This window comes from Acinetobacter sp. GQ146 (genome assembly GCF_059758585.1).
The window spans coordinates 90,177-110,386 of record NZ_JCAXDV010000010.1; the positions used below are offsets into that span (position 1 = coordinate 90,177).

At 44.3% G+C, this 20,210-nt stretch carries 20 protein-coding genes and 2 tRNA genes; 15 read left to right on the plus strand and 7 right to left on the minus strand.

Annotated elements, in window-relative coordinates:
• Positions 1 to 15: 15 nt before the first annotated feature.
• The 4 genes from nusB to AC6CHI_RS14745 form a co-directional block, all read right to left on the minus strand.
• Complete coding sequence (nusB, locus tag AC6CHI_RS14730) at positions 16 to 465, minus strand: transcription antitermination factor NusB (RefSeq protein ID WP_458893097.1); 450 nt, start codon at positions 463 to 465, stop codon at positions 16 to 18.
• Positions 466 to 468: 3 nt separating this feature from the next.
• Positions 469 to 939, minus strand: a complete 471-nt coding sequence (gene ribH, locus AC6CHI_RS14735; RefSeq protein WP_016165653.1) for a 6,7-dimethyl-8-ribityllumazine synthase — start codon at positions 937 to 939, stop codon at positions 469 to 471.
• Between the two features lie 11 nt (positions 940 to 950).
• Positions 951 to 2,072 carry a bifunctional 3,4-dihydroxy-2-butanone-4-phosphate synthase/GTP cyclohydrolase II gene (gene ribBA / locus AC6CHI_RS14740; protein ID WP_458893096.1) on the minus strand — a complete coding sequence of 374 codons (1,122 nt, stop codon included), beginning with the start codon at positions 2,070 to 2,072 and terminating at the stop codon, positions 951 to 953.
• A 313-nt stretch (positions 2,073 to 2,385) separates the two neighbouring features.
• Entirely contained in the window at positions 2,386 to 2,808 is a 423-nt protein-coding gene (locus tag AC6CHI_RS14745) for an Lrp/AsnC family transcriptional regulator (protein WP_458893095.1), read from the minus strand.
• A 205-nt stretch (positions 2,809 to 3,013) separates the two neighbouring features.
• On the opposite strand from AC6CHI_RS14745, the gene AC6CHI_RS14750 reads away from it, so the two are divergent.
• The 8 genes from AC6CHI_RS14750 to alr all read left to right on the plus strand — a co-directional run bounded on the left by AC6CHI_RS14750 (position 3,014) and on the right by alr (position 13,633).
• Positions 3,014 to 4,285 (plus strand): Glu/Leu/Phe/Val family dehydrogenase, encoded by a 1,272-nt coding sequence (locus tag AC6CHI_RS14750; RefSeq protein WP_498122183.1) that lies wholly within the window; start codon positions 3,014 to 3,016, stop codon positions 4,283 to 4,285.
• Between the two features lie 67 nt (positions 4,286 to 4,352).
• On the plus strand, positions 4,353 to 5,570 hold the full coding sequence (locus AC6CHI_RS14755; protein WP_458893093.1) for an aspartate aminotransferase family protein: 1,218 nt from the start codon (positions 4,353 to 4,355) through the stop codon (positions 5,568 to 5,570).
• Between the two features lie 12 nt (positions 5,571 to 5,582).
• On the plus strand, positions 5,583 to 6,614 hold the full coding sequence (astA, locus tag AC6CHI_RS14760; RefSeq protein ID WP_458893092.1) for an arginine N-succinyltransferase: 1,032 nt from the start codon (positions 5,583 to 5,585) through the stop codon (positions 6,612 to 6,614).
• Positions 6,614 to 8,083 (plus strand): succinylglutamate-semialdehyde dehydrogenase, encoded by a 1,470-nt coding sequence (gene astD, locus AC6CHI_RS14765; RefSeq protein WP_498122185.1) that lies wholly within the window; start codon positions 6,614 to 6,616, stop codon positions 8,081 to 8,083. Before astA ends, astD begins: the two co-directional genes overlap by 1 nt.
• 22 nt (positions 8,084 to 8,105) lie before the next feature.
• A complete protein-coding gene (gene astB / locus AC6CHI_RS14770) occupies positions 8,106 to 9,446 on the plus strand; it encodes an N-succinylarginine dihydrolase (RefSeq protein WP_498122187.1) in 1,341 nt (446 codons plus the stop codon).
• Positions 9,447 to 9,467: 21 nt separating this feature from the next.
• Positions 9,468 to 10,439, plus strand: coding sequence for a succinylglutamate desuccinylase (gene astE, locus AC6CHI_RS14775; protein WP_498122189.1), 972 nt, complete (start codon positions 9,468 to 9,470; stop codon positions 10,437 to 10,439).
• Positions 10,440 to 10,846: 407 nt separating this feature from the next.
• Positions 10,847 to 12,346 (plus strand): amino acid permease, encoded by a 1,500-nt coding sequence (locus tag AC6CHI_RS14780; RefSeq protein ID WP_498122191.1) that lies wholly within the window; start codon positions 10,847 to 10,849, stop codon positions 12,344 to 12,346.
• Between the two features lie 60 nt (positions 12,347 to 12,406).
• Positions 12,407 to 13,633 (plus strand): alanine racemase, encoded by a 1,227-nt coding sequence (gene alr, locus AC6CHI_RS14785; RefSeq protein ID WP_498122193.1) that lies wholly within the window; start codon positions 12,407 to 12,409, stop codon positions 13,631 to 13,633.
• Positions 13,634 to 13,831: 198 nt separating this feature from the next.
• Here alr and AC6CHI_RS14790 read toward each other — a convergent pair.
• Both AC6CHI_RS14790 and AC6CHI_RS14795 read right to left on the minus strand, forming a co-directional pair.
• Positions 13,832 to 13,907, minus strand: a tRNA-Gly gene (locus AC6CHI_RS14790).
• 42 nt (positions 13,908 to 13,949) lie between these two features.
• Positions 13,950 to 14,025 (minus strand) — tRNA-Gly (locus tag AC6CHI_RS14795).
• Positions 14,026 to 14,224: 199 nt separating this feature from the next.
• Here AC6CHI_RS14795 and AC6CHI_RS14800 point away from each other — a divergent pair.
• The 5 genes from AC6CHI_RS14800 (at position 14,225) to AC6CHI_RS14820 (ending at position 17,075) form a co-directional block, all read left to right on the plus strand.
• Positions 14,225 to 14,533, plus strand: coding sequence for a BolA family protein (locus AC6CHI_RS14800; RefSeq protein WP_498122195.1), 309 nt, complete (start codon positions 14,225 to 14,227; stop codon positions 14,531 to 14,533).
• A 15-nt stretch (positions 14,534 to 14,548) separates the two neighbouring features.
• Positions 14,549 to 14,938: a SirB2 family protein gene (locus tag AC6CHI_RS14805; protein ID WP_498122197.1), complete on the plus strand. Its 390-nt coding sequence runs from the start codon at positions 14,549 to 14,551 to the stop codon at positions 14,936 to 14,938.
• An 83-nt stretch (positions 14,939 to 15,021) separates the two neighbouring features.
• Positions 15,022 to 15,861 (plus strand): ParA family protein, encoded by an 840-nt coding sequence (locus AC6CHI_RS14810; protein WP_498122199.1) that lies wholly within the window; start codon positions 15,022 to 15,024, stop codon positions 15,859 to 15,861.
• A 14-nt stretch (positions 15,862 to 15,875) separates the two neighbouring features.
• Positions 15,876 to 16,262 carry a hypothetical protein gene (locus tag AC6CHI_RS14815; RefSeq protein ID WP_498122201.1) on the plus strand — a complete coding sequence of 129 codons (387 nt, stop codon included), beginning with the start codon at positions 15,876 to 15,878 and terminating at the stop codon, positions 16,260 to 16,262.
• Positions 16,263 to 16,484: 222 nt separating this feature from the next.
• Positions 16,485 to 17,075 carry a LysE family translocator gene (locus AC6CHI_RS14820; RefSeq protein ID WP_458893082.1) on the plus strand — a complete coding sequence of 197 codons (591 nt, stop codon included), beginning with the start codon at positions 16,485 to 16,487 and terminating at the stop codon, positions 17,073 to 17,075.
• Positions 17,076 to 17,079: 4 nt separating this feature from the next.
• Here AC6CHI_RS14820 and AC6CHI_RS14825 read toward each other — a convergent pair whose 3' ends face one another.
• Positions 17,080 to 17,715, minus strand: coding sequence for a DedA family protein (locus tag AC6CHI_RS14825; protein WP_498122203.1), 636 nt, complete (start codon positions 17,713 to 17,715; stop codon positions 17,080 to 17,082).
• Positions 17,716 to 17,904: 189 nt separating this feature from the next.
• Between AC6CHI_RS14825 and AC6CHI_RS14830 the strand changes: the two genes are divergently transcribed.
• Positions 17,905 to 18,321, plus strand: a complete 417-nt coding sequence (locus AC6CHI_RS14830) for a DoxX family protein (protein ID WP_498122205.1) — start codon at positions 17,905 to 17,907, stop codon at positions 18,319 to 18,321.
• A 189-nt stretch (positions 18,322 to 18,510) separates the two neighbouring features.
• A complete protein-coding gene (gene guaA, locus AC6CHI_RS14835) occupies positions 18,511 to 20,079 on the plus strand; it encodes a glutamine-hydrolyzing GMP synthase (RefSeq protein ID WP_458893079.1) in 1,569 nt (522 codons plus the stop codon).
• Positions 20,080 to 20,210 lie beyond the last annotated feature (131 nt).

Below are 20,210 nucleotides of genomic sequence, written 5' to 3' on the forward strand. Positions count from 1 at the left end.
TACTTACTACACGTCTTATTGTGCTTGTTGCTTTTCTGCCGCACGAAGGCCGTTGGCTAAACGGTCTAATACACCATTGATGTATTTGTGACTGTCTGCGCCGCCAAAGTGTTTTGCAAGCTCAATCGCTTCATCTAAAACCACGCGATACGGGATTTCAAGATGTTCTTTCAATTCGTAGGCACCTAAACGAAGGGTCGCAAGCTCGACTCCGTCAAGTGCTTCGATTTGGCGATCCAGCACAGGAATAAGAAGCGCATCCAAAGCGTCATGATTGGCAACCACTTGAGTCAGCAATTCATGATAATAGCTTAGGTCCACTTTATGCATGGCATTTTCAACACGCGTACGTGCTTCAATTTCATGCACTGGGTTGCGGCTCATTTGCCATTCATAAATGCCTTGTACAGCAAAACGACGTGCTTTACGTTTTGCAGCATAAGCGGCTTGAAGTGTTTGCGACATGCTTTAAATAGCCTTTAACAAGTTAACCATTTCAATTGCAGTAAGAGCAGCTTCGCTACCTTTATTACCTGCTTTTGTTCCAGAGCGTTCAATCGCTTGTTCAATGCTGTCCGTAGTCAATACACCATTAATGACCGGTAGACCAGTGTCTAGGCCAACAACGCCCAAACCTTTGGCACACTCACCAGCAACAAAGTCAAAGTGAGGCGTGCTACCACGGATCACTGCCCCCAGTGCGATGATGGCATCAAAGCGGTCAGAGGCTGCCAGTTTTTTTGCAACTACTGGCAGTTCCCATGCGCCTGGTGCATGAACAACAGTGATATTATCCTCTGATACACCATGACGTTTCAATGTATCAATCGCACCTTCTAGCAAGTGTTCAACCACAAAGCTATTAAAACGACCAACTAAAATCGCGTAACGGCCTTCGCTCGCGAGATGTAATAAACCTTCAATTCGGCGAATCGCCATAGCAACCTCGATTATTTCGTTAATGTTTGTTGAGCGGTGACATATTCCACCACTTCAAGATTAAAACCTGATAGCGCGTTGAAACGAAGCGGTGAACTGAGCAGCTTCATTTTTTCAACACCTAAATCACGTAAAATTTGTGCGCCGACACCAATCGTTTGATATTGCTGTGAAAGCGCAGCACTCGATTTGGTTTTCTTCGGTGCAGTCAAACTGTCGAGCGCAGGACCTAAATCTTGTAAATGGCGTTGACCAATCCACACCAATACACCGCGATCGCTTTGGGCAACTTCTTTTAATGCCCGATCTAAATTCCAAGCGGGTTCGCCATCTTGCTTGTTGAGTTTGAGCAAGTCACGCGTTGGATTAAAGCCATGCACACGAACCGTGGTCACACCGTGTTTCGGCTCACCTTTGACCAAAGCCAAATGAATGTCTGGGTTGCCAATTTCACGGTAACGATACAGTTCAAAGGCACCATATTCAGTTTGGATGCTTTCTTGACTTAAGCGCTCAACCGTTTGTTCATTGGTCATGCGGTAATGAATGAGATCGGCAATGGTCCCGATTTTAAGACCATGCTTTTCAGCAAAAATTTCTAAATCTGGGCGACGGGCCATGGTGCCGTCTTCTTTGATGATTTCACAAATCACCGATGCGGGTTCTAAACCTGCAATACGCGCCAGATCACAGCCTGCTTCGGTATGACCTGCACGGTGCAGTACACCGCCGGGCTGAGCCATCAATGGGAAAATATGCCCTGGTTGGACAATATCGCTCGGTTTAGCATGTGCCGCAACCGCTGTTTGAATGGTGTGTGCGCGTTCTGCCGCAGAAATTCCCGTGGTAATGCCTTCCGCTGCTTCAATGGATAGTGTGAAGTTGGTGGCATGTTGCGCGCCATTGGCATCGACCATTAAAGGTAAATTCAATTGCTGGCAACGCTCACGACTTAAAGTTAGGCACACTAAACCACGCGCATGCGTGATCATGAAGTTGATGTCTTCTGGGCGCACATGTGTCGCGGCAATGACAAGATCACCTTCATTTTCACGGTCTTCATCATCCATCAGGATGACCATTTTACCTGCACGGATATCTGCTACGAGCTCTTCAACGGTATTGAGCGGCATCAATCTTCACCTTCTATTCATTTGCAAAGCACGCGGGCATTTGCATTTTTAATTGTGGCATAGTCTAACGCTTTTTTAGACAGTTTGCCTATGCTTTTACTTTGCTATACGGCGATTGTTATACACAGCCGCACCCGACTTTAAAAGAGTAGTGGTATTTAAAAATGATCAAACGATAAAACTCATGCGGTCAAAATCGCATGATCGGTGGACTTATATCAACATTCAGGCAGGCTTTGGCTGAATGCCAACAGGGGTTTGAGGACTATGGTTCACCCTGTATAAAGCGTTGATGACACGGGTTAGGTTGTCCTTAGGCCTTATAAGTCGAGAGTAAAATACTGGTTTCGGTGTTGTAAATGCCTGAAATGGTCCGAATGCGTTCTAGCGTTTTATCAAAACTTTCCAAATTGTCTGACTTTAATTCGACTAAGAGATCCCATTTACCATTGGTGGTATGCAGGGTATGTACCGAAGGGTCAATTCTGAGCTCTTTCACCACAGCATTGGTTTTAGTGCCTTCGACCATAATATTCATCCACGCTCGGATGCTGTTTTTTTCCGTGCCTGGTTTGGTGCGTACGGTATAGCCCGTAATGATGCCGCTACTTTCTAAATATTCAATGCGTTTTTGTACTGTATTTCTTGAAACCCGAACCTTTTGGGCAATGTCGGTAATTGACATGCGTGCATTGTCACGCAGTAAACCGAGGATTTGGCTGTCAGTATCGTTCATTTTGATTTTGCCTATCACCAGATTGATAAAATTTATTGCATTTTAATCAAAATTACAACTTTTTGGAGTCGTTTTGATTTTTCATACTATAGGGACTGGCTAATACTCCAGTTGGAACAGCACCGAGCTGAGGCGGTGCCCAATTAATAAGGTGTTTCAAATTTAAAATGGATTTGATTCACTCAATTTTCGAAGGGAAAATTCAATGTCTTTGTCATACGAAATGGACAATAGTGGTGCATGGCAGACTTATCTAGCTCAGATTAATCGTGTTGCGCCGTATCTGGAAGAAGACCTCATTCCATTTATCAATACATTAAAGCGTCCAAAGCGTGCACTCATCGTTGATGTGCCGATTGTAATGGACGACGGTTCAATTCAGCACTTCGAAGGTTACCGCGTTCAGCATAACCTATCGCGTGGACCAGGCAAGGGCGGTATTCGTTACCATCCAGATGTCGAGCTGAATGAAGTCATGGCACTCTCAGCGTGGATGACCATTAAAACAGCTGTTCTTAATTTACCATATGGCGGTGCCAAAGGTGGTATTCGTGTAGACCCACGTAAATTGTCTCCGCGTGAACTTGAACGTTTAACACGTCGTTTTACCAGCGAAATTAGTCCAATTATTGGCCCTCAAAATGACATCCCAGCGCCAGACGTAGGCACCAATGCCGACATTATGGGTTGGATGATGGATACCTATTCAAGCATTAAAGGTCATACCGTGACGGGTGTTGTGACGGGCAAACCTGTGCATTTGGGTGGCTCTTTAGGGCGTGTACGTGCCACAGGTCGTGGTGTATTTGTGACAGGTTTAGAAGTTGCCAAGAAAATCAACTTGCCACTTCAAGGTAGCCGTGTTGCAGTGCAGGGCTTTGGTAACGTAGGTAGCGAAGCTGCGTACTTGTTCCAAAAAGCCGAAGCTAAAGTGGTGTGTGTACAAGACCATACCGGCACGATCTTTAATAAAGATGGCATCGATATTAAAGCATTACAAGATTACGTCGCGATTCACAAAGGGATTGCGGGTTATCCAGATGCAAGCTTGATTGGAGATGATGCGTTCTGGGCAGTAGAGATGGATATTTTAATCCCTGCAGCGTTAGAAGGTCAGATTACGCCTGAACGTGCACAGAAACTTACTGCGAAATTGATCTTGGAAGGTGCAAACGGTCCAACGTATCCAGAAGCAGAAGACATCCTGTTAGAACGCGGCATCATGATTGTGCCTGACGTACTGTGTAATGCGGGCGGTGTAACCGTAAGTTACTTCGAATGGGTACAGGACATGGCGAGCTATTTCTGGACTGAAGAAGAAATTAACGAGCGTTTAGACAAACTCATGATTAAAGCAGTTGAAGACGTTTGGTTTAAAGCCAACGAAAAAGACTGCAGTTTGCGTACCGCAGCGTACATTTTGGCGTGTGAACGCATATTAAAAGCACGTAAAGAGCGCGGAATTTTCCCTGGTTAAGGGGAAATTCTCGTGGCTTAAGTGCCATTGAAACAACAACGTCAGATTTATTAAGGAAGAACATACCATGAGCCAGAATTACCAACCGACACGCCAAGATTTTAATCAATATATGGTGCCAGTGTTCGCGCCAGCGCCATTTATTCCTGTGCGTGGTGAAGGTTCTCGTTTATGGGATCAGCAAGGTAAAGAATATATTGATTTTGCTGGTGGGATTGCAGTAAATGCGCTAGGGCATGCACATCCTGTCGCGGTAAAAGCATTGGTCGAGCAAGGTCAGAAGTTATGGCATATCGGCAATGGCTATACCAATGAGCCTGTTTTAATGCTGGCAAAACAATTGGTTGAAAATACCTTTGCCGATAAAGTGTTCTTCTGTAACTCTGGTGCAGAAGCCAACGAAGCGGCTTTGAAGCTTGCGCGCAAAGTGGGCCTACTTTCAGGCTCAGCGCGCAAGAACAAAATTGTGGCATTTAAAAATGCCTTCCACGGTCGTACCTTATTTACGGTTACGGCCGGTGGTCAACCGAAGTACTCGCAAGATTTCGCCCCTTTACCAGAAGGGATTCACCATCTTCCATTTAATGATTTGGAAGCGGCACGTGCAGCAATTGATGCTGACACTTGCGCCGTGATTGTGGAGCCAATTCAAGGTGAGGGTGGAGTCATTGCGGCTACCGCAGAATTCTTAACGGGTTTACGTGAGTTATGTGACCAGCATGGTGCTGTACTGATTTTTGACGAAGTACAAACCGGTGTGGGTCGTACAGGGGCGTTGTATGCCTACATGAATACTGACGTGACACCCGACATTTTAACCACAGCCAAAGCCTTGGGCGGTGGTTTCCCCATTGGTGCCATGATTACCACAGACAAATATGCCAGCATGTTTGTTGTTGGTGACCATGGAACCACCTATGGCGGTAACCCATTGGCATGTGCGGTCGCGAATGCTGTATTCCAGTTTATTAATACCCCAGAAGTATTGAATGGTGTACGTACCCGCGCGCAATACTTTGTTGATGGTTTAAACCGTTTAAATCAACGTTTTGACTTGTTTGAGCAAGTGCGTGGTCAAGGATTGTTGATTGGTTGCGTATTAAAAGCTGAATATGCAGGCAAAGCCAAAGACATCGTGACGCTGGCGGGTGAAGAAGGCTTGTTGGCTCTGGTTGCAGGCCCAAATGTCGTTCGCTTTACGCCATCATTAATCATTCCTGAAGCAGATATTGAAGCAGGTCTACAACGTTTTGAACGTGCGCTTGCGCGTTTTGTTGGCGCGTAAAGGCTTCTGCATATGATGATTGTTAGACATGCAGAGTATCGGGATTTAGATGACATCTTTACTCTAGCGGGGAAGTCGGGCGTTGGTCTGACTTCGTTACCGCAAAATAAGGAGATTTTATCGGCTCGAATTGCGCGCACACAAAAGACTTTACACGGTCAAGCTGCACCACATGAGCAAGGGTACTTATTTGTTTTAGAAGATACCCAGTTACAGCGCGTGGTGGGTGTGAGTGCGATTGAAGTGGCAGTGGGTTTGACTGAACCTTTTTATAACTTCCATGTGGGCAAGCAAGTTCATGCCTCGCAGGCTCTGAATGTCTACAAAGCATTAAATACCCTGTTTTTAAGTAATGACCATACCGGGTGTAGTGAGCTGTGTACGCTATTTTTAGATCCTGATTATCGCAAAGATCAAAATGGCAAATTGCTCTCTAAAATCCGCTTCCTCTTTATCGCAGCATTCCAGCAGGCGTTCCAAAGCACCCTGATTGCCGAAATGCGCGGTTATTCGGATGACAATGGTCGTTCACCTTTTTGGGACGCTTTGGGCAACCACTTTTTCAATATGGACTTCGCCACTGCGGACTATCTCAGCGGTATTGGGCAAAAAGTCTTTATTGCGGAGTTGATGCCGCGTTTTCCGGTCTACACCGATTTGTTGCCGCTAGCCGCACAGCAAGTAATTGCGCAAGTTCATCCGCAAACAGTACCTGCGTCGCGGGTGTTGGAGTCGGAAGGGCTACGTTACCAAGGTTATGTCGATATTTTTGATGCGGGTCCAACCTTAGAAGCTGAAGTGAAAAACTTGCGTGCGGTGAATGAAAGCCAAATCCGCCGCGTAAGTATTGTAGACAGTGTGCCAGTGGGTGGTGAGCGTCATTTGGTCGCCAATGACCAGTATCACGATTATCGTGCCATTTTAATTCAGCATGCTGCGGATGCTGAAAGTTTGAATTTAACGGCTGAGCAAGCGCAGGCACTGGGTGTGCAGGCGGGGCAAAGTATTCGTATGTTGCCTTTAGATAAGGCGGAGCAAAAATAATGTCACAAGGAAATTTATATATTAATGGGACATGGTCTCCTGCGCATGGTGCAGCATGGAACAAACTGGATCCTGTCAGCCAAGAAATTATTTGGCAAGGTGCCGAAGCGACCGCCGCACAAGTTGAACAAGCATGTCAGTCGGCACGTGCCGCATTTGCCGCTTGGGCGCGTCGTCCGCTTGCAGAACGTATTGAGGTGATTCAGCGTTTTGCCAGCTTATTAGAACAAAATAAACAACAGTTAGCGACCGTCATCAGTCGTGAAACCAGCAAACCGATTTGGGAAACTTTAACTGAAGTTCAGTCCATGATTGCTAAAGTGGCGATTTCAATCCGTGCCTATCATGAACGTACGGGCGAAAGCGTGACAGAAATGGCCGATGGCGCAGCATCTTTGCGTCACCGCCCGCATGGCGTACTTGCGGTATTTGGTCCATATAACTTCCCAGGTCACTTGCCAAACGGTCACATTGTGCCTGCCTTAATCGCGGGCAATGCCATTGTGTTCAAACCAAGTGAGCTCACGCCGTGGACTGCGGAAGAAACCGTGAAGTTATGGCACGAAGCTGGGTTGCCTGCGGGCGTGTTGAACTTGGTGCAGGGCGGTCGTAGCACAGGTGAGGCACTGGCGCAGTCGCATGAAATTGATGGTCTATTGTTCACAGGGAGTGCCAATACGGGTTACCACCTGCACAAACAATTGGCTGGCGCACCTGAGAAAATTCTCGCACTCGAAATGGGTGGCAACAATGCGCTGATTATCGATGACATGAGCGATATCGATGCTGTGGTGAATTTAACCATTCAATCTGCCTTTATTTCGGCAGGTCAGCGTTGTACCTGTGCACGCCGTTTAATTATTAAAAATGGTGCTGCTGGTGATGCCTTCATTCAACGTTTGGTGGAAGTAAGCCGTAATTTGCTGGTGGGACAGTGGGATGCACAGCCACAACCGTTTATGGGTGGTGTGATCTCATTGCATGCTGCACAACAGATCTTACAAGCACAACAACGTCTAATCGATTTAGGCGCGCAAGTGTTATTGCCTGTGACTCAAGCAGATCCAAACAGCAGCTTATTAAGTCCTGGACTGTTAGAGGTCACAGGGGTGAATGAAGTTCCAGATGAAGAATATTTTGGTCCATTGAGCTGTATTTACCGTTATGACCATTTTGATGAAGCTTTAGCCTTAGCCAATGCGACTCGTTTTGGTTTATCGGTAGGCTTAGTTTCTCCAGAACGTGAATTATTTGAACGTTTATTGATTGAAGCCCGCGCAGGGATTGTGAATTGGAATAAGCCGCTTACCGGCGCTTCAAGTGCTGCACCATTTGGTGGTGTAGGTGCATCGGGTAACCATCGTGCTAGTGCGTTCTATGCTGCAGATTATTGCGCATGGCCAATGGCATCGTTGGAAAGTCCTCAGGTAGCTTTACCTGAAAAATTATCGCCAGGCATTGTGCTGTAGTCGACGGATAGGGAGTTTAGAAATGTCAGGCTATGAAATTAATTTTGATGGTTTAGTGGGTCCAACGCATCATTATGCGGGATTGTCATTCGGGAACGAAGCGTCCACTAAAAACCGTAATAATGTCTCTAATCCTAAGTTAGCGGCAAAACAAGGTTTGCTGAAAATGAAAGCTTTGGCAGACATGGGCTTAAAGCAAGGTGTGTTTGCACCGCAAGAACGCCCACATGTGCCAACTTTACGTAAATTGGGCTTCCGTGGCGATGATCACAGTGTGATTGAACAAGCCATGCGTACGTCACCAGAGCTTTTGTCTGCATTAAGTTCAGCTTCATGTATGTGGACGGCCAATGCTGCAACGGTTTCACCTTCGGCAGACAGTGCAGATGGTCGTGTGCATTTTACTGCAGCCAACTTGAACAATAAGTTCCATCGTTCAATTGAGCACGAAACGACTTCTCGTGTGATGGCAGCGATGTTTAATGATGAGCGTCATTTTGCACACCATGAAGCGTTGCCACCAGTGGCATTGTTTGGTGATGAAGGTGCAGCTAACCATAATCGTTTGGGCGGTGCTTATGATCAAGCCAGCGTTCAAGTGTTTGTTTATGGTCAGCAATTCATGGGTGGTGGTGTTGGTCCAAAACGCTATCCAGCGCGTCAATCACTTGAGGCGAGCGAAGCGGTTGCACGTTTGCACCAACTCAAAGCAGAACAGACGGTTTTTGTTCAGCAGCATCCAGATGTGATTGACCAAGGCGTGTTCCACAACGACGTGATTGCGGTGAGTAACCAAAATGTCTTGTTCCATCACCAACATGCATTTTTGAACCAAACAGCAGCTTTGGCAGAAATTCGTGAAAAGATGGCGCGCTTGGGTCAAGAATTCGTCGCGATTGAAGTGCCTGATCAACGTGTTTCTGTCAAAGATGCAGTAAATACCTACTTGTTCAATAGTCAGATTTTGACGCGCACTGATGGTGGCATGAGCATTGTGGTGCCAGAAGAATCTCGTCAAAACCCAGCAGTTTGGGGCTATTTGAATGACATGATTCAAATGGGTACGCCAATTGATGACATTAAAGTTTTCGACTTGCGTGAAAGTATGCGTAATGGCGGTGGGCCAGCGTGCTTACGCTTACGTGTAGCAGTGAATGAAGCGGAATTGAAGGCAATCAATCCGAATCTGTTTATGAATGATGCTTTGTTCACACGTTTAAATGCGTGGGTCGATCAACATTACCGTGATGAATTGAGTCAGCAAGATTTGGCTGATCCAAAATTATTAATCGAAAGCCGTACAGCGTTAGATGAATTGACGCAAATTTTAGGCTTGGGTTCGGTGTATCACTTCCAACGTTAATCAGCAAAGCAGGGAAAGCAAATGATGGATTTTTTAAGTGGTGTTTTAGAGCAAAACCTACCGACAGTGACGCGTGGTGAACAGGACGATTTTAGCTGGGAATGGCTGGCTGAGGGCGTACTTTGTTTTACTCCAAAACATACTTATAGCAAAGCCATCGTGCTTTCCGCAGGTGTACATGGCAATGAAACTGCGCCAATCGAGTTGTTGGCGCAGATCAGTCAGGATATTTTTTCTGGGGCACTGCCATTACAGGTTCGCCTGTTGTTGGTTTTGGGCAATCCAGTCGCGATACGTTCAGGTCAACGCTATGTTGAAAATGATATGAATCGCATGTTCTGTGGTGCACACAAGCAATATGCAGCAACCTTTGAAGCCAAGCGTGTTGCTGAATTAGAACAGATCGTGGCAGAGTTTTTCACGGCATGCCCAGCGCAGGTGAAGCGTTATCATTATGATTTGCACACTGCAATTCGTCCCTCTATAATGCCGACCTTCGCGTTATTCCCGTATCAAACCCATGCGTATGATGCGGGCATGTTGGCATGCCTTGAGTCTGCAGAATTGGATGCCTTGGTGTATCACAATGCCGCAGGTCGTACTTTTACCCATTACACCAGTTCAAGATTTCATGCCTCCAGTTCAACCCTCGAACTGGGTCATGCCAAACCTTTTGGTCAAAATGATTTATCGGCTTTTGCCGCCATTAATCAAGTGCTGCGTGCCGTGGTCAGTGAACAGCCTTTACCGACACGCCACAAACAGCCAATCAAAAGCTTTCGTGTCGTCGAATCAATTATCAAAACTGAAGATGATTTTCAGCTTAATCTTGCCGATTCTGCCCCGAATTTCTCGGTATTCGAATCCAATACAGTGATTGCACTACAACAAGGCAAACCCTATGTAGTTGCACCCGAACAAGTTTGGATTTTATTCCCGAATACCCAAGTGAAAAAAGGCTTAAGAGCCGGCTTGATGTTAACTGAGGTTTAAGTGTGATGATTTGCGTCGATTTTATTCAAGATGATGATGGTGGTTTATAGAACTTAAGTCGTTTGATTAGTTTTCAATGGAATTGAATATATGGATATTGAAAAAGATATGTATGCCTTTTTATTACCCAATGATCATAAGTGTGCTTATGACATTGGGTAAACTCGTATTGTGCATTAGCTAAATCATTGATTTTTAACATAAAATTAAGATTGCTAGCATAGGATTTGCAAGCTATGTAGTACTTGCTGTGTATTTGTCTGACAGGTAAATGGCAAGTTTTGAACATAGAAATTAATGTTATTGAAAGATAACAGTAGCTTAATTTTGGATTGGGATTAAAACGGATTTTATTTTAATCGCAGTCCCATATTTACGGTGATTCACTGTAAATTGGAGTAACAAACATGATGAATGGAAAGAATCTCAATAAGTCGCCAGAAGCCCTTGAGGGTGATTTACTGGGTGGACATCATTACGAGGCGGTTGAGGACGAAAAACTAGAACGCTCACTCAGCAATCGACATATTCAAATGATTGCGATCGGTGGCGCCATCGGTACAGGTCTATTTATGGGTTCGGGGCAAACCATTGCCAACTCTGGAACCTCAGTCATTTTGACTTATATGATCGTTGGTTTTGTCTTATTTTTTGTAATGCGTGCCATGGGAGAGTTATTACTTTCCAACACCAACTATAAGTCATTTGTCGATTTTGCCACCGATTACTTAGGTCCATGGGCGGGCTACTTTTTAGGCTGGACTTACTGGCTCAGTTGGGTCATCACCGCGATTGCCGATATCATCGCAATTGGCGGTTATATGCAGTTCTGGTATCCAGATATACCAGTGTGGTTGCCTGCTTTGGCGACGATCAGTATTTTGACCATTCTTAACTTATTAACCGTCAAAATGTTTGGTGAAACCGAATTCTGGTTTGCCATGATCAAGATTGTTGCGATTGTGGCCTTTTTAATCTTAGGTATAAGCTTGGTGGTGATGGGCTTTACATCACCGAATGGGGTTAAGGCATCAGTTTCACATTTGACTGATCCAGATGCATTTTTACCGCATGGTGTGACTGGTTTCTTGGCGGGTTTCCAAATGGCGGTGTTTGCCTTCTTGGGGATTGAATTGGTTGGTACAACCGCAGCAGAAACTAAAAATCCTGAAAAATCATTACCGAAAGCCATTAACTCAATTCCTTTGCGCATTCTGTTGTTCTATGTGGGTGCCTTAATCGTCATCATTTGTGTGACCTCTTGGAAGCAAGTTGACCCAGGTCAAAGTCCATTTGTCGCCATGTTCCAACTGGTAGGGCTGACTGCTGCTGCTGCGGTGGTGAACTTTGTGGTCGTGACTTCAGCGATGTCTTCGGCAAACAGTGGTATTTTTGCGACCAGCCGTATGTTGTATGGCTTGGCGGTTGAAAAAGATGCACCGCAACGTTTTAAAACCTTGTCTAAAGGCAAAGTACCTGTACAAGCACTGTTGTGTTCGATGATTTGTGTATTTATCGGCACATTGATTTTGTTTGTTACGCCAAATGTCATGTCGGCATTTAATATCGTGACGTCATTGACCTCAATTTTGACCGTGTTTGCCTTTGGTATGATTCTCGCATCGTATTTGGCGTATCGTAAAAAACGTCCTGATTTGCATGCGCAGTCGGTTTATAAAATGCCTGCGGGGATTTTTATGAGCTGGTTCGGGATTGTATTTATGGTGTTTGTGGTCGCGATTCTATGTCTTGATGAATATACGCGTATTTCATTGTTCGTTTCACCATTTTGGTTTATCGGACTATGGATTGCTTATAAGCGCCGTAACCGCAAAAACACAGAGCGTACCTGGATTTTAGAACATGGTCGCCGTGTAGAACATGAAGAAATGCCAGAAAATAATTAATGTAGCGTGAGAGAGGGTATTCTGCCCTCTCTTTTTTATAATCATGAAGAGGGACTTATCTTGAAAAAAGTAACATTATTAGCGTGTATGTTGGGGGCAGGGCTGCTGAATATGAGCAGCACCATGGCGGCACCATTATTAACTTCGCATGTTTCTGCGACACAGGCAACGGCACCGCAAGCCAATGCTTGGATTGAAATTAATGTTCAGTCTTTTGAGCAAAACATTCAGACTTTACAACAACAATTGCAGAATAAAAGCCAGATCTGTGCTGTAATGAAAGCTGATGCCTATGGGCATGGTATTCAATTGCTGATGCCGAGCATTATCAAACTAAAAGTACCATGTGTGGGGATTACCAGTAATGCCGAAGCGGCGCTGGTTCGCCAATCGGGTTATCAAGGTCGCATTCTTCGATTACGTGCAGCAACCGATCAAGAAATCCAGAATGCAGCATCCCTTCATATGGAAGAGTTGTTCGGTAACTACGAACAGGCACAGCGCGTGTCGAAATGGGCGAAACAACAAGGCGTGACCATCTCTTATCATTTAGGTTTAAATGCCGGTGGTATGGATCGTAATGGTTTGGAAATGAGCTCGGAAGTCGGTAAACAGCAGGCGTTGAACATGACCAAATTGCCGAACCTAAAACTGGTCGGCATCATGACGCATTATGCGGTTGAAGATGAAAAGTATGTGCGTGAGCATTTGGCAATCTTTAATCAGCAAACTGATTGGCTGATTAAAAAAGCCAAATTAAAACGTGAAGATTTAACTCTGCATACCGCCAATTCATTTGCCACTTTAACTGTGCCAGAGTCACATTTAGATATGGTCCGTGCTGGTGGGGTCATTTATGGTGATAGTATTCCAGACCGTGTGGAATATAAAAAGCTCATGACCTTTAAAACCCAAGTCGCTACTGTAAATGCCTATTTAAAAGGTACAACAGTGGGCTATGACCAAACTTACACTTTAAAGCGTGATTCTTTGTTGGCGAACTTGCCGATGGGCTATTCAGATGGCTACCGCCGTGTGTTTAGTAATAAAGCTTATGTGCTAATTCGCGGACATAAAGTACCGGTGGTGGGGCGTACTTCCATGAATACCACTATGGTGGATGTGACCGATTTTCCTGATATTCGTGCCAGTGATGAAGTGGTACTGTTTGGACAACAGGGCAATCAAAGCGTGAAACAAAGTGATTTGGAAGAATACAACGGTGCACTGCTTGCAGACCTCTACACCGTTTGGGGTAATTCCAATCCTAAAATAGCCGTGCGCTAATCTGACATTTCATTGTTAAAACCAGATTTTGCTCCATGTCTGAAAGTTCAGGCATGGAGTATTTTTGTATGGGGTGACTCATTTGCTATTTAAGACATGACGGTTGATGCTGTTGAGCAGCGAGTGAAGTCTTGAATGGGGTACATTTTTTGACAGCATAAAAAAACCCTAATCTTTCGACTAGGGTTTTTTAGAATCTGGAGCGGGAAACGAGACTCGAACTCGCGACCCCAACCTTGGCAAGGTTGTGCTCTACCAACTGAGCTATTCCCGCATATTGAGCAGTTTTTGCTAAAACTTACACTAAAAAATGATTTGGAGCGGGAAACGAGACTCGAACTCGCGACCCCAACCTTGGCAAGGTTGTGCTCTACCAACTGAGCTATTCCCGCATGCCGTGTATAATACAGTATGAAAAAATACGGTCAATATGTTTCTGAAAAAACTTGTATCAATTGCATAAAATAAAAGCATTTTATGCCAAATTTTCTAAAAAATCGGGCTTGCAGCGCGAAAAGCAAGTTCAGAATACAAAACCATCGGGCAGAACCGCTATACTGTAAGAAAGTGAAAAGATTAAGGCAGATCATCATGAGCTTAGAATTACAACTTCGAGACCGCTTACAGCAACTGGCTCCGACTTATTTAGAAATCGTGAATGAGTCTTCAGGACATGGTGGCTATTTCCCTGGTAAAGAATCGCATTTTAAAGTGGTCATTGTCAGTGAAGCCTTTGACGGCTTACGTTTAGTGCAACGTCATCAAAAAATCTATGCGGCTGTAGGGGATTTATTGGCACCGAGCCGGATTCATGCTTTAGCGATACATGCTTTTGTCGAATCGGATTGGCAGGGACGGGATACCAGCAGTCCAGAATGTGCCCATGCACCTAAAACTTAAGGAAATTGGGTCATTATGGATGCTCAAATGGTATTAATGTTGCATTGGGTTGCAGTGTTCTTCGCTGCTGTAGTGATTTTACTGCGCGCTCGAACGTTGTTTTCAGGAACTGAAGGGAATTTGCCCAACCCTTCTGCCCGAACCGTATTGGTCGCCTTACAACATAGCGCCATGACGCTCTTGGTGGTCACGGGTATCGCCTTATTGGTCATGAAAGATTTTGAGGTACAGTCTTGGTTTTATGCCAAAATTATTCTGTTCTTGGTGCTTTTATCTTCATTAAGTAAGGCGTATAAAAAACAGGATCAAATTGTCTTGGCACAGCGCCGTGCGGGGCTGTTCTTAGCGGTCGTGGCGTTTATCGCCATCTTGGGGCTGGTAATGATTCAGCCAAATTTTGGCTAATTGTCAGACATTTTCTACAGTGATAAAAAAACGATCGATTACACTGCGGATTGACAAGTAATAAAAATTGAGGGAGGGGGAATATGCGGACACGTGTGGTATTTAATCAGAAAGGTGGCGTAGGCAAGTCGAGCATTACGGTGAATTTGGCTGCGATTAGTGCGCATCAGGGATTGAAAACATTGGTGATTGATTTGGATCCGCAAGCCAACTCCAGTCAATATTTATTGGGCGATGATGCGACGTATTCGGTCGATAAACCTGCACTCGAACCCAATATTGAAAATTATTTTGAAGAGGTGCTGGGCTCAGCACAAAGCAAGGCAGGACTATTGGGCAATGCCATCGGATCTTTACTGAAAAATCGCGCCAAAGGTCTGGAAAGCTATGTGCATCAAACCCCGTTTAAACAGTTGGATGTGATTCCGGCAAGTCCGAGTCTGGGTGCTTTGGCTTATGCTTTGGAAGCCAAACATAAAATCTATAAATTGCGCGATGCTTTAAAGTTGCTGGAAGGTAAATATGACCGCGTGTACATTGATACCCCGCCAGCATTTAACTTTTTTACCTTGTCGGCATTGATTGCTGCAGATCGCGTGCTAATTCCCTTTGATTGTGATGTGTTTTCTAAGCGTGCCTTACAAAGCCTAATTGAAAATGTGATTGAAACCCAAGATGACCACAATGATCAGCTTGAGATTGAAGGCATTGTGGTGAATCAATATCAGGCACAAGCCAAGTTGCCGCGAGAAGTGGTACAACAGTTGAAAGATGAAGGTCTGCCTGTATTGGAAAATATGTTGCCACCTTCAGTCCTGATGAAAGAATCCCATCATCAAAATCAACCTTTAATTCATTTGGCGAAAGATCACAAATTGACGCAGGCCTATCTTTCATTGTTCAATGAAATTGAGCAAAAATAAGATTGAGAAAAGTTATGAAAAAAATTGCTTTATCTATGCTTGCTGCGAGTAGTGTATTGCTGACAGCATGTGCGACTACAGTAAAGCCGACCTATGTTTCGCCGACACAATACCAGTCTTTAAACTGTCAACAATTACAGGCAGAGTATGACCGTATTCAACAATATTTAGATCAGGGCGTGTCGACAGCAAAACGTACGGGAGTTGGGGTAGATGTTGGATTGGGTGGTGGTTGGAGCCATGGTGGCGGTTGGGGCTTTGGTCCGAGTGTTTCTTTAAATATGGGGCAATCTTCAAACACCAAAAAAACTGAAATTTCACGTTTAATGGGGCAGCAAGAAGCTGTAGTGCAAGCCGCCCAGTTTAAAAACTGTCCTATTCAGGTCGTGAATCAATCATAATTTGCGGGTATTTTTCACTCTGTCTGCTGGCTTTTGGTCGGATAGAGTGAGAAATATTTTTCAAAATATTTCAATAAAAATATAATTTAAACAGTGTTTTAGTGTTTTTTATAGGATTGAATTAAACCTATCGGTTCTCAATGGGGAGCGGGTTTGGCTTGTTCTGCAGGGCAGCTTTCATATAAGGTGTGCAACACTTTGGGCGTGGAATGATAGGTTTTTATGATTGAGAGTTGGCTATTTGTATTTGCGATGATTGCGGTGTTTCTCATTCCGGGACCCACGAACGCATTACTGGCAAGCTCTGCACATCAACAAGGGGTACTTAAAGCCAGTCTGCTTATTCCTGCGGAGTTACTGGGCTATATTTATGCGATTAGTCTTTGGTCGCTGTTCATTCATCTGACTAGCCCTGTTTGGCCGCACCTAATTACCTTACTGCATGTCCTCAGTGCCTTGTACGTGTTTTGGATGGCATTCCATTTATGGAAGTCGGTACATCTGGCATCCCATAATCAGAAGCATCCCTATATTCGTCCACACCAATTATTTGTCTCGACCTTGAAAAACCCTAAAGCCTTGCTTTTTGCCGCAGGTATTCTGCCGCCTGAAATGTGGAATAGCGCGTTGAGTGCAGGTTTGGTATTTCTGCTGTTTGCCTTAATTTTGATTCCTGCGGCTTTATTTTGGATGGTGTTTGGAAAAGCCCTTTTGGCGGGAAATTTAAAGCAAATAAAAGCCGATCATTTATATAAAGGATCGGCAATGTTATTGATTGTTTGTATGTTACCTGTGGTCATTCGCTTCTTTTAAAGCATCATTTTCCTTTTTGGGAAAGCTTTTGTCGTACAAAACCAATAATTCCGGGTAGCACACTAATAATAATGATGCCAAAGATCAGGTGCGTGAAATTGTCTTTTACAACCGGCATATTGCCAAATAAATAACCCAAGGTAATAAAAGACGCGATCCAGCAAAACGCCCCAATCACATTATAGCTTAAGAAAAACTTATAGTTCATTTGTCCTGCACCCGCCACAAATGGGGCAAAAGTACGAGCAAAAGGCACGAATCGGGCAAAAATAATGGTTTTGCCGCCATGTTTTTCAAAGAATTTTTGCGTATTAATCAGGTGCTGTTTATTAATAAAGCGTGAATCAATTTCAAATACGCGAGGTCCAATATATTTTCCGATGTGATAGTTTAAAGTGTCACCTAAAACCGCAGCAATAAACAGTAAAACACCCAATACCCAAGGGTCCATTGCACCTGTCGATGCCGCCAAGGCACCTGCAGCAAATAACAAACTGTCGCCAGGTAAAAATGGCATGACCACCAAACCGGTTTCGACAAAAATAATTAAAAATAAAATAGCGTAAATCCATACCCCATAATTTGTAATAAATTCGAGTAAATGGTCATCTACGTGTAAAATAAAATCAATGAGGTCCATGGGGTAAAACATCGCGAAAATGTAGCCAAATCCTAGCAGTCCATATAGGGAAAGTCAGTACTAAAACGTAATTAATTTGCCTGATCGTCGTTCTATATTTAAAACGATAAGTCTGAATAATGGATATTTATTCTATTATTAATAAAAACTAAGCTGTGCCTATCCACAAGATTAAGAAAAGGTTCAATTATGTTTAATCCCAATGTTGTTGTGAAAAATATCGTGGCTCAACCTACGCTCGACAGTCTCTTCAGTTTGATTGCCCGTGTGTTATTGGCGTATATCTTTTTGGTTGCAGGCTGGGGCAAATTGACGGCCTATAGTGCTACGGTGGGTTATATGGAAGCCATGGGGGTACCAGGCGCATTATTGCCACTCACCATCTTGGTTGAATTTGGTGGCGGCTTGGCGCTGTTATTGGGTTTTCAAGCCCGCTTTGCCGCACTCGGTCTAGGTGTGTTTAGTCTTATTACCGCATTCATTTTCCATGGTGGCGCGGATGATGCCATTAACTTTATGAAAAACTTTGCTATGGCAGGTGGCTTATTCTTCTTGATGCTGCATGGTGCGGGCAAATTCAGTCTAGACGCTCTACTTGAAAAATAATAGCTCTCATGATTGCTAGCGGGACAGTTATATCCAGTGCTACACAAAAAGCACCGAAGCGTTCGGTGCTTTTTATTTAAGTATTTGTTTTATATTTTTATTTATTGGTTGTCCAAATAGTGTGCTTAATAACTGGAAAAATGCTAGAATATGGCGCTTATATTCGTTTGCCTATCATAGTTGTTTGTCATGACTACCAATTCTCAAATTACTGAAGATCGTATCCTTATTTTGGATTTCGGCTCTCAATATAGTCAGCTTATTGCACGTCGCGTACGCGAGGCGGGTGTATATTCTGAAATGTATGCCTACGACATGTCTGAAGAAGACATCCGTGCATTTAATCCAAACGGTATTATTTTATCGGGTGGACCTGAAAGTGTTCATGTTGAAGGGAGCCCACGCGCACCGCAAGTGGTTTTTGAATTAGGCGTGCCAGTACTGGGAATCTGTTATGGTTTCCAAACCATGTCTGAACAGCTAGGCGGTAAGGTTGAAGCGGGTACAGTACATGAATTCGGTTATGCTGAAGTTGACATTCAGCAGCGCGACCATTTAATTGGCCAGCTTCAAGACCGCGAAAACCAATTACACGTGTGGATGAGCCACGGTGACAAAGTAAGCCGTTTACCAGAAGGTTTCTCAACGACGGCAAGTACACCAAGCTGTCCATTTGCTGCGGCATCGGATGAAAGCCGTCGTTTCTACGGCGTACAGTTCCATCCAGAAGTTACGCACACAGCAAAGGGTGCAGAGTTATTGTCTAACTTTGTTCACAAAATTTGTGGTTGTGGCGGTTTGTGGACACCAGAACACATTATCGACCTACGTGTAGAACAACTTCGCCAACAAATTGGTGATGAAAAAGTGCTACTGGGCTTGTCGGGTGGTGTGGATTCATCTGTTGTGGCTGCGCTTTTACATAAAGCGATTGGTGATCAGTTAACTTGCGTATTTGTAGATAATGGTTTACTTCGTTTGAACGAAGGCGATCAAGTGATGCAAATGTTCGCAGACAACATGGGTATCCGTGTAATCCGTGCCGATGCTGAAGAGCGTTTCTTGACAGCGTTGGCGGGTGAAGTTGATCCTGAGAAAAAACGTAAAATCATTGGTCGCGAGTTCATTGAAGTTTTTGCCGAAGAAGCGCGTAAACTTGATGGCGTGAAATTCTTGGCACAAGGCACAATTTACCCAGACGTAATTGAATCTGCTGCGAGCAAGCAAGGTAAAGCACACGTGATTAAATCACACCACAATGTGGGTGGTTTACCAGAAGATTTAGCCTTTGACTTGGTTGAACCGTTACGTGACTTGTTTAAAGATGAAGTGCGTAAATTGGGTACCACGTTAGGTTTACCACACAGCATGATTTACCGTCATCCATTCCCTGGTCCTGGTTTGGGCGTGCGTATTTTGGGTGAAGTGAAAAAAGAATATGCCGATATTCTTCGTCTTGCAGACGACATCTTCATGCAAGAATTGCGTGCTAGCGGTTGGTATGACAAAACTGCGCAAGCCTTTGCGGTATTCCAACCTGTGAAATCTGTGGGTGTAGTGGGTGATGGCCGCCGTTATGCATGGGTGGTTGCACTTCGCGCCGTTGAAACTGTGGACTTTATGACTGCACGTTTCGCACACTTACCGTATGAGTTAGTCGACAAGATCTCTACGCGTATTATGAATGAAATTAAAGATGTATCACGTGTTGTTTATGACGTGTCATCTAAGCCACCAGCAACAATTGAGTGGGAGTAATTCAGGGATTTCAAGAAGCGAAGCTTCTTGCCTGAATTACGCCAAGAGCTGTGCTCGCGGCAGAATAGAATGATTTAAAAAAAGGACGCGTCAGCGTCCTTTTTTATTGCTTAATTTTTTCTGTTCTGAAC